Below are 17,593 nucleotides of genomic sequence, written 5' to 3'. Positions count from 1 at the left end.
AGGCCGCGGGAGCGACGGCACGGACCACGACGAACATCGCGGTAGCTCAAATATTCGAAATGGCCTTGAGGCCGGAGCCGGCAGCGACCTAGCGGCCGCGCATCTGGCGGAAGGCGCCCTTCGAGGGGCGCATGTTCTTCGGGATGGCGCCCTTGGGGAGGTTGGGGCGGGCGGAGAGGGCGGTGAGCCGCTTGTCGAGCGCGTTGACGTCTTTGCCGGTGAGGTTGCGCGGCAGGCGCATGAGCGTGGTCCGCAGCTTGCGGACCGACAGCTCGCCCTCCTCGGTGCCGATGATGTAGTCGTACATCGGGGCGTTGCCGATGACCTTGGCGAGCCGGCGCTTTTCCTGGCCGAGGAGGCTGCGCACGCGCTGCGGGTTGCCCTCCGCCAGGAGGATCACGCCCGGCCGGCCCAGCACGAGGTGCACCATGTCCATCTGCGTGGTGGAGCTGAGGGCGGTGGTGACCCGCCAGTCGCCGCGCATGTTTTCGACGAGCTGGGCGGCGGCGCCGGGCTGGCCCTCCGCGGCGTTCATCATCGCGGCGTTGGAGCGCACGTTGAGCACGATGAGCACGGCGAGGAGCGTGAGCAGGATGCCCACCGGCAGCCACAGCCAGCCCCAGGTGATCACCGCCACCACGGTCAGGGCGAGCGGGATGAGCACCGCGGCGGCGACCAGTGGGGCGAACCACTTGTCGCGTTTGGCGGTGAACGAGAAAACCATCCCGATCTGCTTCAGCCGCTGACCGAAACCGACCTTCTCCTCGGGCTTTGCCATGCCAGGAAGTCTAAGGGCTGGGCGCGGTAAGGACCTTACGGCCCTAGGGCTCCGCCGCGGGCCGGGGTAAGTACCCCTCCCACCTGGAAGATCGGGCATCGCACCCATGCGCCGGCGCTGCCTTCGCGCGAAGAGTAATGGTCATGACGAACCTCGACGCACACTCCGCACTGACCCTTCACCGTCACCGTTCCGCCGAGCTGCACGCCGAGGCCGACCGGGTGCGCCTGGCCCGCTCCGTCGTACGCGGTGGGAACGGCCCCGAGCAGCCACGCTGGTGGTCCCGCGCCGGGCGGCGGCACCACGGGGCCGCCACGCGGGCGCCAGCGCTCTCCTGATCTCCGGCCGTGGGGCTCGTCACGGGGGCGAGCCCCACGGCTCTTAATCGTTAATGAGATGTCGGAGGGGCATGGCATGCTCGATCTCGTGACCGCCCGAGCCACAAGCTCCGTCCTCGTGGGTCGCGACGCCGACTTCGCGGCGCTGCGCGACGCGCTCAAGCGCGCCCGCGGCGACGAGCCCACGACGGTGCTGCTCGGCGGCGAGGCGGGGATCGGCAAGACCCGGCTGGTCGAGGAGTTTCGGCGCTACGCGCTGGGCGAGGGCGTCCGCGTCCTCACCGGCCAGTGCCTCGAGCTGGGCGAGGAGGGCCTGCCGTTCGCGCCCTTCGTGGCCGCACTGCGCGACCTGCTGCGCGGCGACGGCCCGGCGGCTTTCGACGGGCACGAGCACGAGTTCGCCCGGCTGTTGCCCGAGCTGGGCCCGGCCGGCCCAGAGGGGCTCGTCGACGCCAATCGGGGCTACCTTTTCGAGCTGGTGGCCGGCCTCTTCGGGCGGCTGGCCCGGGAGCGCCCGCTGGTCCTGATCGTCGAAGACATGCATTGGGCCGACCGCTCCACCCGCGACCTCATCGCGTTTCTGATCCGCTCGGCGCGCACGGCACAGGCGCTGCTGATCTGCACGTTCCGCTCCGACGAGCTGCACCGGGGCCACCCGCTACGGCCGTTCCTCGCCGAGCTCGACCGGGCCCGTGGCGTCGAGCGCGTCGATCTCGACCGGCTCGACCGCGACGGCACGATGGAGATCCTCGCCGACCTGCTCGGCGCCGAGCCCCGCCCCGCGCTCGTCGACAACGTCTACGACCGCTCCCAGGGCAACCCGTTCTTCGTCGAGGAGCTGGCCGTCTCCAGCGACCCCGACGGCTGCCGCGACCTGCCCGACACCCTTCGCGACCTCCTCCTCGCCCGGATCGACCGGCTGCCCGACGCGGCGCAGCGGGTCCTCCGGCTGGCCGCCGCCGGTGGTAACCGGATCGGCCACGACCTGCTCGTCCAGGTCGCCGAGCAGCCCGACCACGCGCTCGAAGACGCGCTCCGCACCGCGGTCGCCGCCCAGCTGCTGGTGGCCGGCGCCGACGGGGGATACGAGTTCCGCCACGCGCTGGTGCGCGAGGCCGTCCACGAAGACGCGCTGCCCGGCGAGCGGGCCCGCCTGCACGCCCGCTACGCGGCCGCCATCGAGGCCCGGCCCCAGCTCGTCGGCGCCGACCGCGCGCCCGCCGAGATCGCCCACCACTGGTATGCGGCGCACGACCACCCCCGCGCGCTCACCTCGGCGTGGGCGGCGGCGACGGCGGCCGGCAAGCGGTACGCGTACGCGGAGAAGAGCCGGCTGCTGGAGCGCGTGCTCGAGCTGTGGGAGCAGGTGCCCGACGCCGCCGACCGGCTCGGCATGGACCATCTCGGGCTGCTGGAGGAGACGCTGCTCGCCGCGTCCACGGCCGGCGACTACGCCCGCGCGATGAGCCTCACCCGCGCCGCACTCGCCGAGATCGACAGAGACGCCGAGCCGCTGCGCGCCGCCCGCATGCTGGAGCGCCGCGGCCGGCTGATGCGCGTGCTCGGCAAGGGCGACGGCGCGACCGAGCTCCGCACGGCGTACGAGCTGGTGCACGACGTGCCCAACGAGCCCGAGCGGGTGCTGATCCTGGCCAACGTCGCCACCCACCTCGGCAAGGTCGGCGTGGCGGAGGGCGCGCGCATCGCCCGCGAGGCGATGGCCGACGCCGAGGCGCTCGGTGACCCCGCGGCCCAGGTCGCGGCGACGCTCACCTACGGCCGCGTGTGCACCAACGAGATCTCCGCCGAGGCCGGCCTCGCCGAGCTGCGCAAGGCCGAAGAGCTGGCCCGCCGCACCGGCGACGTGCCGCAGCTGGTCCACGCGCTGGTCAACATCTCCGACGCCCTCTTCGAGGTCGGTGAGTACACGGAGTCCGCGCGCAACGCCGCCGACGGCACGGTCGAGGCCAAGCGGGTCGGCATCAGCCGCTCGACCGGCGCGTTCCTGCTCTCCAACCACGCCGAGGCGCTCTGGGCGCTGGGCCGGTGGGACGAGGCCGACGCGCTCTGCGCCGAGACCGCCCGCATCGACCCGCCGGGCACGCTCGGCCTCCACTGGCTCCAGATCCGCGCCCAGCTCCGGCTGGCCCGCGCCCACCCCGGCGCCGACGAGCTGGTGGCCCGGGCGTTGAGCTTCCTCGGCCGGCCATACCTGGAGCACCAGCTCGCCATCCCGCTGCACGAGCTGCGCATCGAGGCCGCCCTCCAGCGCGGCGACCTGCCTGGCGCGGTCGAGGCGGCGAAGACCGGGCTCGCCGTGCCCCGCGCCGAGGAGTTCCCGCGCTACATGTGGCCGCTGATGGTCGCCGCCGCCCGCGCCGCCGCGCTCGGCGACGACGAAGCGGTGGCCAAGCAGGTCCGCGCCGGGATGGCCGAGCTGAGCTCGCGACACCCCGCGCAGCGGGCGGGGGCCGCACAGACCCGCGCCATCCTGGCCCGCGGTCCCGGCGCGTTGCCCGCCTGGCAGGAGGCGGTCGCGGCCTGGCGGGTCGACGGCCAGCCCTACCCGCTGGCCCGCGCCCTGCTCGGCCTCGCGGAGGCCGCCGCGGCGGCCGGCGAGCGCGGCCTTGTCGGCGAGGCGGTCGAGGAGGCCTGCTGCATCGCCGACGACCTGCACGCCGCCCCCCTCCGGGAAGAGCTCGACACGCTGGCCCGCCGCGTCGGCCTGCGGGTGTCCAGCCGTTCCGCGCCCGACGAGCCGGAGCTGCTGACGGTGCGCGAGCAGGAGGTGCTCCGCCTGGTGGCCGAAGGGCTGAGCAATAGGCGGATCGCCGAGCAGCTCTACATCTCGCCCAAGACGGCCAGCGTCCACGTCTCCCGCATCATCGCCAAGCTCGCGGTGGCCAATCGGGTGGAGGCGGCCGCGGTCGCACACCGCTTGGGGCTGCTGGAGGAGCGTTCCTAGCTTTACCATGCGGGCATGACCGCGGAGACTCCCACACGCGCCGGCGGCGTCGCGGCGATGGTGATGGCCGCCGTCGGGGCCGTCGTCACCCTGCTTATCCTCGCCACCGCGGGCTACACCGTGGCCCTTTTCGCCGCGGACGACGAGCTCGGCAGCCTCGGCGGGTGGGCGCCAGCGCTCTCGCTGGCCGCGTTCGGCGGGCTGTCCGGTGTGGCGACCGTCTACATCGGCCGGCGCGGCATGCGCGAGCTACGCCGTGCGGCCACTCAGCCGGCGAGCGCCCGCTCCAGGTAAAACTGCCGGCACGCGACGGCCTCACCGTCGGCGCGGACGGCCTCGGTCACCAGGTCGGGCACCGGGCCAGGCGGGGCCGCACCGTCGAGCCTCACCCGCCAGCCCTGCTGCCCGGCCCAGTTGAACGCGGCGATGTCGGAGGAGACCTGCGTGCGGATCGTGTCGACCTTGACCCGCACGATGACCGCGACGAGCTTGTTTTCCACGGTCACCTTGTCGTCGCGAAACAGGCGCGACTCGCGCACCTGGTTTCTCACCTTCACCAGGTACAGCGACGCGTACTCCCACTTTTCCATCGGCCTAGCTCCCGGTCGCCGGCGCCGGTATCCACATCGTTGGATGCTAGACGTCGCTCCCGGCCTCTCGAGAGCTTCCGGAGTCGGGGCGCCGCATCCTCCAAGCTCGATTCAAAGACAGATTTGGGCTACCGCGACGCCCGTCGTGGTCCATGCCGTTGCTCCCGCGGCCTCGCCCGTCCGCCGCTGGTCGCGGCAAAGACGCCACACCGCGTGACGGTCGCCGTTGTCCGCAATGGCTCTTGCCGCGAACTGCGCCGAACCACAAACGGCGCAACCCTCGCTCACCTGCTTACGCTGTGTTATCCACGAGAGCCTGCGGTCCGCGTCAGCTATGGAGATCTAGGAGACTTAGGGCTGGTATGGCGCCCTAACTCTCCTAGATCTGGAATCCGTGCGCTGTCCCTGCCGCCGTCGCGCTTACCGGTTGCGACGGCACCCTGATGCCGGCCCCCGCCGCGGCGGGGATGTCGTGGGCAACGGCGACTGTCGCGCGGCCGGCGGGTGACCGCGACCTGCGGTCGCGGGAGCAGCGATCTTTAGACGCCCAATGCGTCAGCGGCCAGTGCGGTCCCCTCCACCCGCGCGCGTACCTTGGCGAAGGCGGTCTCCCGCGACGTGGAGGTGTCGTCGCCGAATGGCGCGAAGCCGCAGTCGTCGCAGGTGCCGAGGCGGTCCGGGGGGATGTGCTCGGCCGCGCGGAGCACGCGGTCGCGCACCTGGGCCGGGGTTTCGACCGCCGGGTCGATCGGGTCGGTGACGCCGACGAAGACCCGCTGGCCCGGGCGGAGGTGCGCGGCCACCGCGGCGAGCGCCGCGTCGGGGTCGGCCTCGCTGGCGAGCTGAACGTAGAAGACGCCGGCGTTGATGGCGAACAGGTCCGGAAGCAGCGCGGCGTATTCGACGTCGAGGCTGTGCGTGGAGTCCTGGTCGCCGCCGGGACACGTGTGTACGCCGATCCGGGCCCGCTCCTCGTCGGTGAAGCGGTCGAGCACGCGGTTGTTGAGTGCCACGAACGACCGCAGCACGCCACCCGACGGGTCGAGCTTGATCGAGAGCCGGCCCTCGGTGAAGTCGAGCTGGACGCGGTGCGCACCCGCGTCGAGCGCGTCGCGGATGTCGGCCTCCGCCTCGTCCACGAGGTCGTCGAGGAACTCTTCCCGGCTGTACCCGGTGATGGGGTCCTGGGGGTAGAGAAGGCTCAGCGCGGAGGGTGCGATGACCGCCTGCTTGACCGGCACGGACGCGTGTCGCTGGGCGGCGCGCAGGTAGTCGCCCGCGCGGGCCGCGTAGCGGAACGGACCCGCCGCCAGCCGGGGCAGCTGCCGGGTGTGGCCGTCGGCGAAGGGGATGACCGCGCCGTCCGGCGCGAGGTTGTCGAGACCGGCGAGGGGGTAGGTCACGAAGGAGGGCTTGGTCTGCTCGCCGTCCGTCACCACGGTCGAGCCGAGGGACTCCAGCGTCGCGATCGTGTCGCGCACGGCATCGTCGTACAGGCCGTCCAGGGCGGATTTGTCGATGCGGCCGGCCGCGTGGTCGGCGATACCGGTAAGGAGGGCGGCGGGTCGGGGGATGCTTCCGATGGGTTCCGTCGGCAGACTCATGGGGAGGAATCTAACTATCTCTATAGGATTCCTCAACACGCTTCGTCCGTAAGTCATCCCGGAGCGTGACATCGCGCCGTCAGCTCGAGCGGGCCTCCAGAGCCTGCTGGTATAGCCGGCCGGCGCGGTAGGAGGAGCGCACCAGCGGCCCGCTCATCACGCCGGCGAAGCCGATGCGCTCGGCCTCCTCCTTGAGCTCGACGAACTCCTCCGGCTTGACCCAGCGCTCCACCGGGTGGTGGCGCGGGGTCGGGCGGAGGTACTGCGTAATGGTCACCAGCTCGCAGCCCGCGGCGTGCAGGTCGCGCAGGCCCTGGGAGATCTCGTGACGCTCCTCACCCAGCCCGAGGATCAGGTTGGACTTGGTCACCATGCCGGCCGCGCGCGCCTGGGTGAGCACGTCGAGCGAGCGCTCGTAGCGGAAGGCCGGCCGGATGCGCTTGAAGATGCGTGGCACCGTCTCGACATTGTGGGCGAGCACCTCGGGGCGGGCGTCGAAGACCTCGCCGAGCTGCACCGGGTCGCCGTTGAAGTCGGGGATCAGCAGCTCGACACCGCAGCCGGGCTGGAGCTTGTGGATCTGGCGGACCGTCTCCGCGTAGAGCCAGGCGCCGCCGTCGGGGAGGTCGTCGCGGGCGACACCGGTGACCGTGGCGTAGCGGAGGCCCATCGTGGCGACCGACTCGCCGACCCGGCGGGGCTCGTCGGCGTCGAACTCGGCCGGCTTGCCCGTGTCGATCTGGCAGAAGTCACACCGCCGGGTGCACTGGTCGCCGCCGATGAGGAAGGTGGCCTCGCGATCTTCCCAACACTCGTAGATGTTGGGGCAGCCGGCCTCCTGACACACGGTGTGCAAGCCCTCGCGCTGGACCAGGCCACGCAGCTCGGTGTACTCCGGGCCCATCTTGGCCTTGACCTTGATCCACGGCGGCTTGCGCTCGATCGGCGTCTCGGCGTTGCGCGCCTCGATGCGCAGCAGGCGCCGTCCCTCTGGAGCGATGGTCACAGATCTGAGCCTACGCTCGCCGTGGTCACGCATGAACATTAGGCGACGAGCCTCACCCTCCCCTTAATGTGATGCCCACCACCGGTTTGTCCTGTTAGCGTGGCATGAGCGGCGTCGACGGAACCAAGTACCGCCCCGATCCGCCGGCCGAGAGAGCTACCGCGTGCTGTGAAGGTGGCCCGGCGCCGGGGCGTGAAGACACTCCTGAGCCGCTTCGAAAATGAGGCCCCTTCGGGGGTGAAGGCGCGGTGGCACCGCGAGTTCCCCACTCGCCCGCGCCCCATCGGGGATCGCGTTGCGCGATTGACGAGGAGGTGCCGCATGCAACGCATCCTTTCCACCCAGATCCATGCCCACATCGGCTCGGCCGTACGGGTCGCGGGCTGGGTACACCGCCGCCGGCTGCTGAAGTCGGTGGCTTTCCTCATCGTCCGGGACCGCGCCGGGCTCAGCCAGGTCGTGGTCACCGACCCCGGCGTCCGCGCCCAGATCGAGGCCGTGGGGGAGGAGACCGCCGTCGAGGTCACCGGCAAGGCCGTCGCGAACACCGCCGCGCCCGCCGGGGTCGAGGTTGTCGAGCCTCTGGTACGGGTGCTGGGCGCGCCCGCCGAGCCGCCACCGTTCGACCTCTTCCGGCCGGAGCTGGCGGCGACGCTGCCGACCCAGCTCGACCACGCGTCGCTCTCCTTGCGCCACCCCACGCGGGCGTCGGCGCTGCGCCTGTCGGCGGCGGCCGCGGCCGGCTTCCGGTCCACACTGGACGGCTTGGGCTTCGTGGAGGTGCACACGCCGAAGATCGTGGCCAGCTCGACCGAGAGCGGGGCGAACGTCTTCGCGATCGACTACTTTGGACGGCCCGCGTTCCTGTCCCAGTCGCCCCAGTTCTACAAGCAGATGATGGTCGGCGTCTTCGAGCGGGTGTACGAGGTGGGCCCGGCCTTCCGCGCCGAGCCGCACGAGACGGGGCGGCATCTGGCGCAGTTCACGTCGCTGGACGTCGAGCTCGGCTTCGTCGAGGACCATCGCGACGTCATGGCCGTGCTCACCGAGGTGATCCGCGGCATGGTCGCGGCGACCGGGCTGCCCGCCGTGCTGCCGGCCGAGTTGCCGGCGCTGCACTTCACGGAGGCGCTGAAGATCGCCGGCGCCGCACCGGACGAGCCGGACCTAGCGCCGGCGCACGAGCGGGCGGTCGGGGAGTGGGCGCTACGCGAGCACGGTTCGGACTTCGTCTTCGTCACCGGCTATCCGATGGCCAAGCGCCCCTTCTACACCCACCCCGACCCCGGCCGCCCCGGCTACACGAACGGCTTCGACCTCATCTTCCGGGGTGTGGAGCTGGTCACCGGCGGGCAGCGGCTGCACCGGTACGAGGACTATGTGGCGGCGCTGGCCGCGCGGGGCGAGCCGCTCACGCCGTACGAGTCCTATGTGGAGGCGTTTCGGCACGGGATGCCGCCACATGGTGGGTTCGCGATCGGGTTGGAGCGTTTCGTGGCCCGGCTCACCGGTGCGGGCAACGTGCGCGAGGTGACCGCCTTCCCGCGCGACCGCCACCGACTGACTCCCTAGGGCCCTCGCCGGGTCCGCTGTGGGGTGCGGTCACCCCTGGCTGTCGAGCTGCCCCGTTTGTGCGAGCGGCTCGACAGCCTCCCGGGCCGGTAAGGCGTGCGGGAGCAGCGGTCCGGACCACAGCGGAAATCGCGGTAGCCGATACAGGCCCTAGGGCAGCAGGTCGCTGTCGTGGGCGGCGTAGACGGCGGCTACCGCGGCCGGGTCGGGGGCGCCGCCTGGGGGGATTACCGCGCCGACGTCCGCCATGAACGCGAGGCCGGCCGGGCCGGGGGACCAGAGTCCGAGCACCTGGGCCGGCTCGTCGGTCGGGTTGGCGAAGGTGTGGCGCACGCCACGCGGCGCGAGGCAGAACGACCCGGCTGGCGCCTCGACCGGGTCGTCCGTGCCGTACGTCAGCAGGAGCATGCCGCTGAGCACGTGGATGCCCTCGTCAAAGCCGTGGTGGCGGTGTGGCAGCGGGCCGGCGAATCGGGGCGGCACGGTCATCTCGACGACCGCGAAGCCCTGCGTCTCGGCGAGCACGCGCATCGGCTGCCCCGCGTACGCGAACGTGCGCCCCTCGCCGGGCCGTACGACCAGCCCGTGAACGGACAAGGCGCCTACCCGGCGAGCAGTGTGCCCAGGTGGCGCTCGACCACCGGGAACACGTCGGCGACTGTGATCTGCCGGCCGAGCTCGGCGCTGAGGGAGCTGACGGCCGCGTCGCGGATGCCGCACGGGACGATGCGGTCGTAGACGGACAGGTCGCAGTCGCAGTTGAGCGCGAAGCCGTGCTGGGTCACGCCCTGCGAGACGCGGATGCCGATCGCGCCCACCTTGCGGTCGGGACCGCGGTCGTCGGCGGGCACCCAGGCGCCGCTGCGCCCCTCGATCCGTGTCGTGGCCAGGCCGAACTCGGCGCACACGTCGATGAGCAGCTGCTCGGTGCGGCGCACGTAGGCCACGACGTCGATCGGGTCGGGCAGCTTGAGGATCGGGTAGCCCACCACCTGGCCGGGCCCGTGCCAAGTGATCTTGCCGCCGCGGTCGACGTCGATGACCGGCGTGCCGTCCATCGGGCGGTCGAGCGGCTCGGTGCGCTTGCCGGCCGTGTAGACGCTGGGGTGCTCCAGCAGGAGCACGGTGTCGGGCTCGGCGCCGGCGACAACGGCCTCGTGCAGCCGCCGCTGCTCATCCCACGCCGCGAGGTAGTCGACGCGGCCGAGGTTTCGGTGGCGCAGCCGGGTGAGTGCACTAGTCACCCACCCAGCCTAAACCCGGGTAGGGGCCCGATCACCGGGTGTCGCTCACGTCACCCTTCAGGCCGCGGCCGCCTCCTCCCGCTCCCAATGGAAGCGGAATGACCGGAGCTCGTCCGCACGCTCCTGAAGGAGCTGGCTCCACTGCTCCTCGCCACGTGCCTTGGCCTCGTCAGCCTCGCGCTGGGCCTGGGCGACGACTTTCGCCCGATCGTTGATCAGGAAGTCGTGCATCTCCTTCAGGTGCCGGTCGATGTTGTCCCAAGGACTCACGAGCCCCACCTTTTCGTCGAGTCGTCCGAGCTGATGCTGCCTCTTCTCGATGGATTGGTGATAGTGCGCCAGCCCGGATTCGTAGCTGGCGACGATTCGGATCCGTGGGGCGCTTCAGGCGCGCCAGAGCCACACATCCTCGACCCGCTGCGGGGGGCCGAGCAGCTCGGTCGTGGCGCGTAGCAACGCTTCCGGGTGGGCCGGAAACTTCGCGCCGTGTACGTGATCGGCGAGCACGACGGCCTCCGCGCCCCAGTAGCGCAGGTCCTCGCGCGCGGCCGCCCGGTCGGCGTCGGTGATCGGCGGCACCACGCCGGTGCGCGCGACCTCGAAGAGCAGGTCGGCCGACGGGCGGGGGACCGGCCCGATCCGGCCCTTGCCGTCCGGGCCGCCGGGGCCGAGGAAGAAGCCGGCCGGGATGCGAAACTCGCCCTGCCGGTGCGCCAACGCGTACGTCTGCCAGCGCTGCCCGTCCGGCAGCACGTCGGAGGTGGGCGGCAGGGGGGCGAGCACACCGCCGTCGCTCACGTACTCCCGCCAGGTGCCGGACGTGACGAAGCGGGGGACCGGCTCGTACACCGAGGTGTGCAGCGGCACCGGTACGAGCGGCAACAGCGCGACGGCGAAGGCGCCGAGCCAGGCCGGCGCGGGCCGCGGGCCGAGGGCGGCCAGCGCGTAGGCGAGGACCACGCCGATCAGCGGGATCACCACGAGCGCCAGGCGGGCGGGTAGCGCGGCGTTGAAGACCGGCAGGGAACCCAGCGCGGCGTACGGCAGCGGGATGCCGGTCAGCCGCTCGTCGACCTTGAGCTCCGGCCCGAGTGACAGCACGAAGAACACCCCGGCGGTGACCGCGAGCGCGCGCAGCACCGCCCGCCGGCCCGCCTCGGCGCGCCGCCATAGCAGCACGAAGCAGGCGATCGCGAGCAGGAGCAGGGGGAGGCCGAAGAACGAGTTTTCCTCGGTGGGGTTGGGCGCGAGGCCCGTGCCAAGGCCGGCCACGCCGGCGAGCGAGCGCTCCGGGAAAGCGGCGAACGCGGCGAGGTCTTCGTTGTGCACCTTCGGGTCGAAGCCCGTGCCGTGGAAGCGCTGCGGGCCGAAGAAGTGCAGCCACAGCGGGTACGAGAGCAGGACCAGGGCCGTGCCGCCGGCGACCGCCAGACCGCGGAGGAACGGCGGCAGGGCCGCGCGCGCCTCGGCACGGCGAGAGAGCGCCCACACGCCGAGGAACACGCCGCAGGCCAGGGCGGTGAAGAAGAGCCCCTCGGCCGCGATGGAGAACGCGATCGCCACGAACACGCCGAGGATCAGCCCGTTGCGGCGCCAGCGGCCCGGCTCGCGGAGCGCGAACACCCGCCACACCAGCAGCGGCACCAGCCAGCCGGCGGTCCAGTTGAGGTGGGCGTTGGCGTGCGAGACCATGCCGGGCGCGAAGCCGCAGAAGACGCCGCCGACCGCCGCCGCGAGGACCGGTAGGCGGAACGCGCGGGAGAGCAGCAGGTACCAGGCGAACGCGGTCGCGGCCAGGTTGAGCGTGAGGATCACGACGAACGACCACTGTGGACCGGCGAGCAGCGTGACCGGGGCGAAGAGCACCGCGTACACGGTGATCGAGGTGTTGACCGCGAGGTTCACCCCGTCGGGGACGTTCATCAGGTGGGTGAAGAGCGGGTTTTCCGCGTGGGTGAGTGCGTGCGCCCCGAACGCGAGGAGCCACTCGAAGAGCGCCTGGTCGCTGGAGTTGACCTTGATCGTGCGGTGGTTGGGATCGGCCCACAGGCCGGCGGTGACGAGCACGGCGAGCCCCAGCGAGAGCGCCGCGACGGCGAGGTCCGGCCGGCGGCGTGAGGTGGCCGGCGGGTCGGCGGGCGCGGCCACGGGCTCGGTCATCGTCACGGCCCGCAACCCTACCAACGAACTTTTTTCAACCTGAACCGCGCGGCGCCCGCGCGTCGGGACGGACCGTAACTGGGCGGTGAAAAGGTTCGATATGCCGACACGCCCGAAAGTGCTTGCGCTGCTATTGGAAATGACATCCAATACGAGCAAGAGACGACAGCCCAAGGAGCCCGTACCGTGAAAATCGCTCTTGTCGGGAAGGGTGGCAGCGGCAAGACCACGCTGGCCGCCCTCCTGGCCCGCCACCTGGCCGGCAGCGGCGCGCCGCTGCTCGCCGTCGACGCGGACATCAACCAGCACCTGGCCGCCGCGCTCGGCGCCGCCGAGGACGAGGCCGTGCTGCTGCCCGCGCTCGGTGACCACCTGGCCGACATCAAGGAGCACCTGCGCGGGAGCAACCCCCGGATCTCCTCGGCCGCGGCCATGGTCAAGACCACCCCGCCGGGGCGGGGTTCGCGGCTGCTCTCGATCACCGGGGCCAACCCGATCTACGACGCGCTCGTGCGCGAGGTCGGCGGCATCCGGCTCGCGGTCACCGGGCCGTTCGCGACCGAGGATCTCGGCGTGGCCTGCTATCACTCCAAGGTCGGCGCGGTCGAGCTGCTGCTCAACCACCTGGTCGACGGCCCGGGGGAGTACGTGGTGGTGGACATGACCGCCGGCGCCGACTCGTTCGCGTCCGGGCTGTTCACCCGCTTCGACGCGACGTTCCTGGTGTGCGAGCCGACGCTGCGCAGCGTGGGCGTCTACCGGCAGTATGTGGGCTACGCGCGCGACTTCGGCGTCCGGGTGTACGTGGTGGGCAACAAGGTCGACGACGAGTCCGATGTGGACTTCCTCCGCGAGCACGCCGGCGACGACCTGCTGACCTGGGTGGGGCGCTCGGCGTACGTGAAGGCGGCCGAGCGGGGGCGCCCGCAGCCGCTCTCCGCGCTGGAGATCGCTACCCGTGACGCTCTGGACGCGATGCGTAAAGCCGTCGATGCTTGTGCGAAGGACTGGGCCACCTACACCCGGCAGGCGGTGGAGTTTCACCTGCGCAACGCCACCGCCTGGGCCAACGACAAGGTGGGCGAAGACCTCGCCGACCAGGTCGACCCGGATTTCGTGCTCGGGCCACAGACGCTGGTCCACTGAGCTCGGGCGGGGCCGTTCGCGACGCGAACGCCGCGCCCAGGACAGTAAGGAGAAAGAATGTCCCTCGACGTACCCGCCGCCCTGCTGGAGCGCGCCGAGAGCGGTCAGGTCGACGACGCCGAGTTCGTCGCCTGCGTGCGCGAGTCGCTGCCGTACGCCTGGGCGGTCGTCTCGGACGTCGCCGCCCGCTCGGCCGCGACGGTCGACGAGTTCGCCGACCACGCCGTGCCGCCGCCGAGCGAGAAGGAGCGCGGCCAGCTGCTGCGCGCGCTCGCCAGCGACGCGATCCGGGGTGGGCTGGAGCGGCACTTCGGCGTGAAGCTGGCGTTCCAGAACTGCCACCGGGTGGCCGCGTTCAAGCTGTCCGCGGTCGGTGGCGAGACGTACCAGGATTTCATCTCGCCGGTGGCGCAGATCCGCAACCAGTCGCCCGAGCTGCGTGACTGCTGACCTCTTCCTGCTCTCGGCGCATGGGGCCGCGGCGACCGTGGAGTACGCGGTCGCCGCGGAGGCCGCCGGGTTCGCCGGGGTCTGGCTCGCCGAGCACCACTTCATCGAGTACGGGCGCTGCCCCTCGGCCATCGCGCTGGCCGGCCTGATCCTGGGCCGCACGAGCCGGCTGACCGTGGGCACCGCCGCGTGCGTGCTTTCTAACCGCCACCCGGTCGCGCTGGGCGAGGAGGCGGCGCTGCTCGACGAGGCGTCCGGCGGCCGTTTCCGGCTCGGCGTCGGGCGCGGTGGCCCCTGGGTCGACCTGGAGGTCTTCGGCACCGGGCTGGCCCGCTACGAGCACGGCTTCGCCGAGTCGCTCGACGTGCTGCTCGACTGGGTGTCCGGCCGTGCCACGGTGACCGCGGCCGGGCGGCACTTCGCGTTCCGGGAGGTGGCCGTCGTGCCGCGGCCGGCCCGCCCGCTGCCGGTGTGGGTGGCCGCCACCTCGCCGTCGACGGTGGACATCGCGGCCGCGCGAGGGCTGCCGATGCTGCTCGGCGTGCACGACGACCCGGCCCCGCTGCTCGCCCGATACGGACGGTCCGATGTGGAGCACGCGGTCGCCCGCCTGGTGGCGCTGGGAGACAGCCGGGCCGCCGCCGAGGGCCGGCTCCGGCGCACGTTGCGGCCGTGGCTCGCCACCACCCGGGGGTACGTGCGCCTCGACGGCGCGCCGCCCCGCGACACCGACGCGTACGCCGAGCACCTGATCCGCACAAGCCCGATCGGGACACCGGCGGATGTCGCGGACGAGCTGCTGGCCACGGGCGCGTCCCGGGTACTGCTGATGGTGGAAGCGGCCGGCGACCGGGCGGCCACGCTGGAGCTGGTCGTGGCGTTGGGCGCGGAGGTGTTACCGCGCCTCAGCGGTCGTGCAGCGCGGCCTCGAGCGCCGCTCGCACGCCCGGCTGCCGAAACGTGAATCCCGCGTCGAGCAGCACGCTTGGGTAGGCCCGGATGCTCGCCAGCGCCTCGGTGCTCAGCCCGCCGAGCGCCACCCGCAGCGCGAACGCCGGGATCGGCATGATGACCGGCCGGTGCAGCGCCGCCCCGAACTCCTTGGTGAACTCGGCGTTTCGCACCTGCTCGGGCGAGATCACATTGACCGGGCCGGCGACGCCGTCGTGGTCGAGCACGAACGAGACGGCCAGCAGCCAGTCGACCATCGACACCCACGGCATCCACTGCCGGCCGTTGCCGAGCTTGCCGCCGACACCCAGGCGGAAGGGGAGCATCTGCGGCTTGAGGTAGCCGCCGTCGCGGTGCAGGGGTGTGCCGCTGCGCAGGCGCACCACCCGCACGCCCGCCTCCTCGGCCGGCGCCGTCGCCGCCTCCCACAGCTTGCAGAGGTCGGCGAGAAAGCCGGTGCCGGGCGGCGACTGCTCGTCGACGGTGGTGTCGCCGGTGTCGCCGTACCAGTTGATGCCGCCGGCGTTGACGAGCGTGCCCGGCCGCTCACCGGCGGGCAGCGCGGCCAGCGTGCGGGCGAGCGTGCCGGTGGAGTCGACCCGGCTGGAGATCAGCACCTGCTTGTAGCGGTCGGTCCACCGGTGGTCGCCGATGTTGGCGCCGGACAGGTTGACCACCGCGTCGTGTGGCGCGAGCGCGGCGCGATCGAGCATGCCGCTGGCGGGATCCCACGAGATCTCGCCAGGGCCGGCGTCCGGCCGCCGCACGAGCCGCGTGACCTGGTGGCCGTTTTCGGTGAGCCACCGGGTCAAGCGCCTCCCGAGGAAGCCGGACGCCCCCGAGATCAAAACCCGCATGAGCGGGTCAGGCCAAACCGAGGTCGGCCTCGAAGTGGCCGCCCTCCAGCCGCTCCTTGACCGCGCCGAGGAAGCGGGCCGCGTCGGCGCCGTCGATGATCCGGTGGTCGTACGACAGCGCGAGGTAGCACATCGAGCGTGGCGTGATGACCTCGCCGAGGTCGGGGTCGTCGACCACAACCGCCCGCTTGACCACCGCGCCGGTGCCGAGGATCGCGGACTGCGGCTTCGGCACGATCGGGGTGTCGAAGAGGGCGCCGCGGCTGCCGGTGTTGGTGATCGTGAAGGTGGCGCCGGAGATCTCGTCCGGGCTGATCTTGTTGGTACGTGTGCGCTCGGCCAGGTCGGCGATGCGCCGGGCCAGACCCGCGAGGTTGAGGTCGCCCGCGTCGCGGATCACCGGCACCAGCAGGCCACGCTCGGTGTCGACCGCGATGCCCAGGTGCTCGCCGTCGGGGTAGGTGACCGTGCCGCCGTCGAGGTCGATCGAGGCGTTGACGATCGGGAACCGACCCAGCGCCTCGACCGCGGCCACCGCGAAGAACGGCAGGAACGACAGCTTGACGCCGTGCTGCTGCTGGAAGTTGCCCTTGGCCTGCTGGCGCAGCCGGGCGATCTTCGTGACGTCGACCTCGACCACGGTGGTGAGCTGTGCCGAGGACTGGAGCGACTCGTACATCCGCTTGGCGATCGAGATGCGGGTGCGGGTCAGCTTTTCGGTGCGGCCGCGCAGCGGGCTCGGCTCGCTCTTGGCGGGCGCCGCCTTCTCCTGCCGCGGCTGCGCCTGTGCCGGTGCGGGGGCCGGCGCCGCGGCGGCCGCCTTCGCCTTCTCCGCCGCCTCCAGCACATCCTGCTTGCGGATGCGGCCGCCGACGCCGGTGCCGCTGAGCGAGGCGAGGTCGACGTTGTGCTCGCTGGCGAGCTTGCGCACCAGCGGCGTGACGTACGCGGTGTCGCCGCCGTTGGCCTGCGCGGTGCGGGCTCCCGCGCCGCTCGGCTGCGGCTGGGCGGGCGCTTGTGGCGCGGGCGCCTGCTGGGCCTGCGCCGGTGCCGGCTCGCGGGCGGGCTCAGGAGCGCGCTGCGGCTCGGGAGCCTTCGTCGCCTCGGCGGCCGGTGCGGGGGCCGACTCGGTCGCGTGGCCCTCCGCCGGCACACCGGCCGAGCCGATCACGGCGAGCTCCGCGCCGACGTCGGCGGTCTCGTCCTGCTGGACCTTGATCTCCAGGAGCGTGCCGGCGGCCGGCGACGGGATCTCCGTGTCGACCTTGTCGGTGGAGACCTCGAGCAGCGGCTCGTCGAGGTCGACGTTTTCGCCGACCTGCTTGAGCCAGCGGGTAACCGTGCCCTCGGTGACGCTCTCGCCGAGCGCCGGCATCTTCACGACGGTGGTGCCGCCACTCGATCCGGCCTGGCCGCCGCCGCTGCTCTGCGCGGGCGTCTCGTCCTGGTCGGTCGGCTGCTCCTGCGGCGGGGCGGCCTCGGCCTGGGCGGGTGCGGGCTCGTTTTCCTCCGCCGGGGTGGTCTTTTCGGCGGAGGCGGCCTCCTGCTGGCCCTGGTCCTCCTTGGCCTCCGCGGCGGCCTGCTCGGGAGCGGCGCCGCCGCTCTCACCGCCGCCGTCGCTCTCACCGCCGCCGCCGCTCTCGCCGCCGCCCTCCTCGTCGCCGGAGATGACGGCCAGCTCGGCGCCGACCTCGGCGGTCTCGTCCTCCTGCACGACGATCCGGGTCAGCACGCCGGCGGCGGGCGACGGGATCTCGGTGTCGACCTTGTCGGTGGAGACCTCGAGCAGCGGCTCGTCGACCTCGACGCGGTCGCCCTCCTGCTTAAGCCAGCGAGTGACGGTGCCCTCGGTGACGCTCTCGCCCAGGCGGGGCATGGGGACGGATACCGGCATCTTTCCAGACTCCTTCAAAGGCTCCGCGGGAAACTCTG

17 protein-coding genes are annotated in these 17,593 nt (G+C 72.2%); 7 read left to right on the top strand and 10 right to left on the bottom strand.

What is annotated here, in order from left to right; translation table 11 throughout:
* Positions 1-88: 88 nt before the first annotated feature.
* A complete protein-coding gene (locus AC5L36_RS32315) occupies positions 89-778 on the bottom strand; it encodes a DUF4191 domain-containing protein (RefSeq protein ID WP_441222552.1) in 690 nt (229 codons plus the stop codon).
* A 143-nt stretch (positions 779-921) separates the two neighbouring features.
* Here AC5L36_RS32315 and AC5L36_RS32310 point away from each other — a divergent pair, with 143 nt between their 5' ends.
* From AC5L36_RS32310 to AC5L36_RS32300, 3 genes are read left to right on the top strand one after another with little or no spacing between them, the layout of a single operon-like run.
* Positions 922-1,116 carry a hypothetical protein gene (locus AC5L36_RS32310; protein ID WP_441222551.1) on the top strand — a complete coding sequence of 65 codons (195 nt, stop codon included), beginning with the start codon at positions 922-924 and terminating at the stop codon, positions 1,114-1,116.
* A 58-nt stretch (positions 1,117-1,174) separates the two neighbouring features.
* Positions 1,175-4,081 (top strand): helix-turn-helix transcriptional regulator, encoded by a 2,907-nt coding sequence (locus tag AC5L36_RS32305; RefSeq protein ID WP_441222550.1) that lies wholly within the window; start codon positions 1,175-1,177, stop codon positions 4,079-4,081.
* A 15-nt stretch (positions 4,082-4,096) separates the two neighbouring features.
* Positions 4,097-4,375, top strand: a complete 279-nt coding sequence (locus tag AC5L36_RS32300; protein WP_441222549.1) for a hypothetical protein — start codon at positions 4,097-4,099, stop codon at positions 4,373-4,375.
* Here AC5L36_RS32300 and AC5L36_RS32295 read toward each other — a convergent pair.
* The 3 genes from AC5L36_RS32295 to lipA form a co-directional block, all read right to left on the bottom strand.
* Entirely contained in the window at positions 4,348-4,671 is a 324-nt protein-coding gene (locus AC5L36_RS32295; RefSeq protein ID WP_441222548.1) for a hypothetical protein, read from the bottom strand. The genes AC5L36_RS32300 and AC5L36_RS32295 overlap by 28 nt on opposite strands.
* A 539-nt stretch (positions 4,672-5,210) precedes the next feature.
* A complete protein-coding gene (locus tag AC5L36_RS32290) occupies positions 5,211-6,275 on the bottom strand; it encodes a cobalamin-independent methionine synthase II family protein (RefSeq protein WP_441222547.1) in 1,065 nt (354 codons plus the stop codon).
* 79 nt (positions 6,276-6,354) lie between these two features.
* Entirely contained in the window at positions 6,355-7,314 is a 960-nt protein-coding gene (gene lipA, locus AC5L36_RS32285; protein ID WP_441222546.1) for a lipoyl synthase, read from the bottom strand.
* Between the two features lie 288 nt (positions 7,315-7,602).
* Here lipA and aspS point away from each other — a divergent pair, with 288 nt between their 5' ends.
* Positions 7,603-8,853: an aspartate--tRNA(Asn) ligase gene (gene aspS / locus AC5L36_RS32280; protein ID WP_441222545.1), complete on the top strand. Its 1,251-nt coding sequence runs from the start codon at positions 7,603-7,605 to the stop codon at positions 8,851-8,853.
* Positions 8,854-9,003: 150 nt separating this feature from the next.
* On the opposite strand, the gene AC5L36_RS32275 is transcribed toward aspS, so the two are convergent.
* From AC5L36_RS32275 to AC5L36_RS32260, 4 genes are all read right to left on the bottom strand, one after another.
* Positions 9,004-9,450, bottom strand: a complete 447-nt coding sequence (locus tag AC5L36_RS32275) for a cupin domain-containing protein (protein WP_441222544.1) — start codon at positions 9,448-9,450, stop codon at positions 9,004-9,006.
* 5 nt (positions 9,451-9,455) lie between these two features.
* Positions 9,456-10,097, bottom strand: coding sequence for a lipoyl(octanoyl) transferase LipB (gene lipB, locus AC5L36_RS32270; RefSeq protein ID WP_441222543.1), 642 nt, complete (start codon positions 10,095-10,097; stop codon positions 9,456-9,458).
* A gap of 57 nt (positions 10,098-10,154) precedes the next feature.
* On the bottom strand, positions 10,155-10,367 hold the full coding sequence (locus AC5L36_RS32265; RefSeq protein ID WP_441222542.1) for a hypothetical protein: 213 nt from the start codon (positions 10,365-10,367) through the stop codon (positions 10,155-10,157).
* 114 nt (positions 10,368-10,481) lie between these two features.
* Entirely contained in the window at positions 10,482-12,257 is a 1,776-nt protein-coding gene (locus AC5L36_RS32260; protein ID WP_441222648.1) for a DUF6311 domain-containing protein, read from the bottom strand.
* Positions 12,258-12,443: 186 nt separating this feature from the next.
* Between AC5L36_RS32260 and AC5L36_RS32255 the strand changes: the two genes are divergently transcribed.
* Genes AC5L36_RS32255 through AC5L36_RS32245 form a run of 3 tightly spaced genes read left to right on the top strand, consistent with a single transcriptional unit; the run spans position 12,444 to position 14,817 of the window.
* Positions 12,444-13,403: an ATP-binding protein gene (locus AC5L36_RS32255; protein ID WP_441222541.1), complete on the top strand. Its 960-nt coding sequence runs from the start codon at positions 12,444-12,446 to the stop codon at positions 13,401-13,403.
* Between the two features lie 57 nt (positions 13,404-13,460).
* A complete protein-coding gene (locus AC5L36_RS32250; protein WP_441222540.1) occupies positions 13,461-13,853 on the top strand; it encodes an SCO5389 family protein in 393 nt (130 codons plus the stop codon).
* Complete coding sequence (locus AC5L36_RS32245; RefSeq protein ID WP_441222539.1) at positions 13,843-14,817, top strand: LLM class flavin-dependent oxidoreductase; 975 nt, start codon at positions 13,843-13,845, stop codon at positions 14,815-14,817. Before AC5L36_RS32250 ends, AC5L36_RS32245 begins: the two co-directional genes overlap by 11 nt.
* Here the strand turns inward: AC5L36_RS32245 and AC5L36_RS32240 are convergent.
* Positions 14,759-15,661, bottom strand: coding sequence for a TIGR01777 family oxidoreductase (locus AC5L36_RS32240; protein WP_441222538.1), 903 nt, complete (start codon positions 15,659-15,661; stop codon positions 14,759-14,761). The genes AC5L36_RS32245 and AC5L36_RS32240 overlap by 59 nt on opposite strands.
* 7 nt (positions 15,662-15,668) lie before the next feature.
* A complete protein-coding gene (gene sucB, locus AC5L36_RS32235; RefSeq protein WP_441222537.1) occupies positions 15,669-17,555 on the bottom strand; it encodes a 2-oxoglutarate dehydrogenase, E2 component, dihydrolipoamide succinyltransferase in 1,887 nt (628 codons plus the stop codon).
* Positions 17,556-17,593 lie beyond the last annotated feature (38 nt).

The organism is Phytohabitans sp. LZ39 (assembly GCF_059359075.1).
The sequence above is the reverse complement of the archived record's forward strand: the minus strand, read 5'-3'. Positions and strand labels throughout refer to the sequence as shown.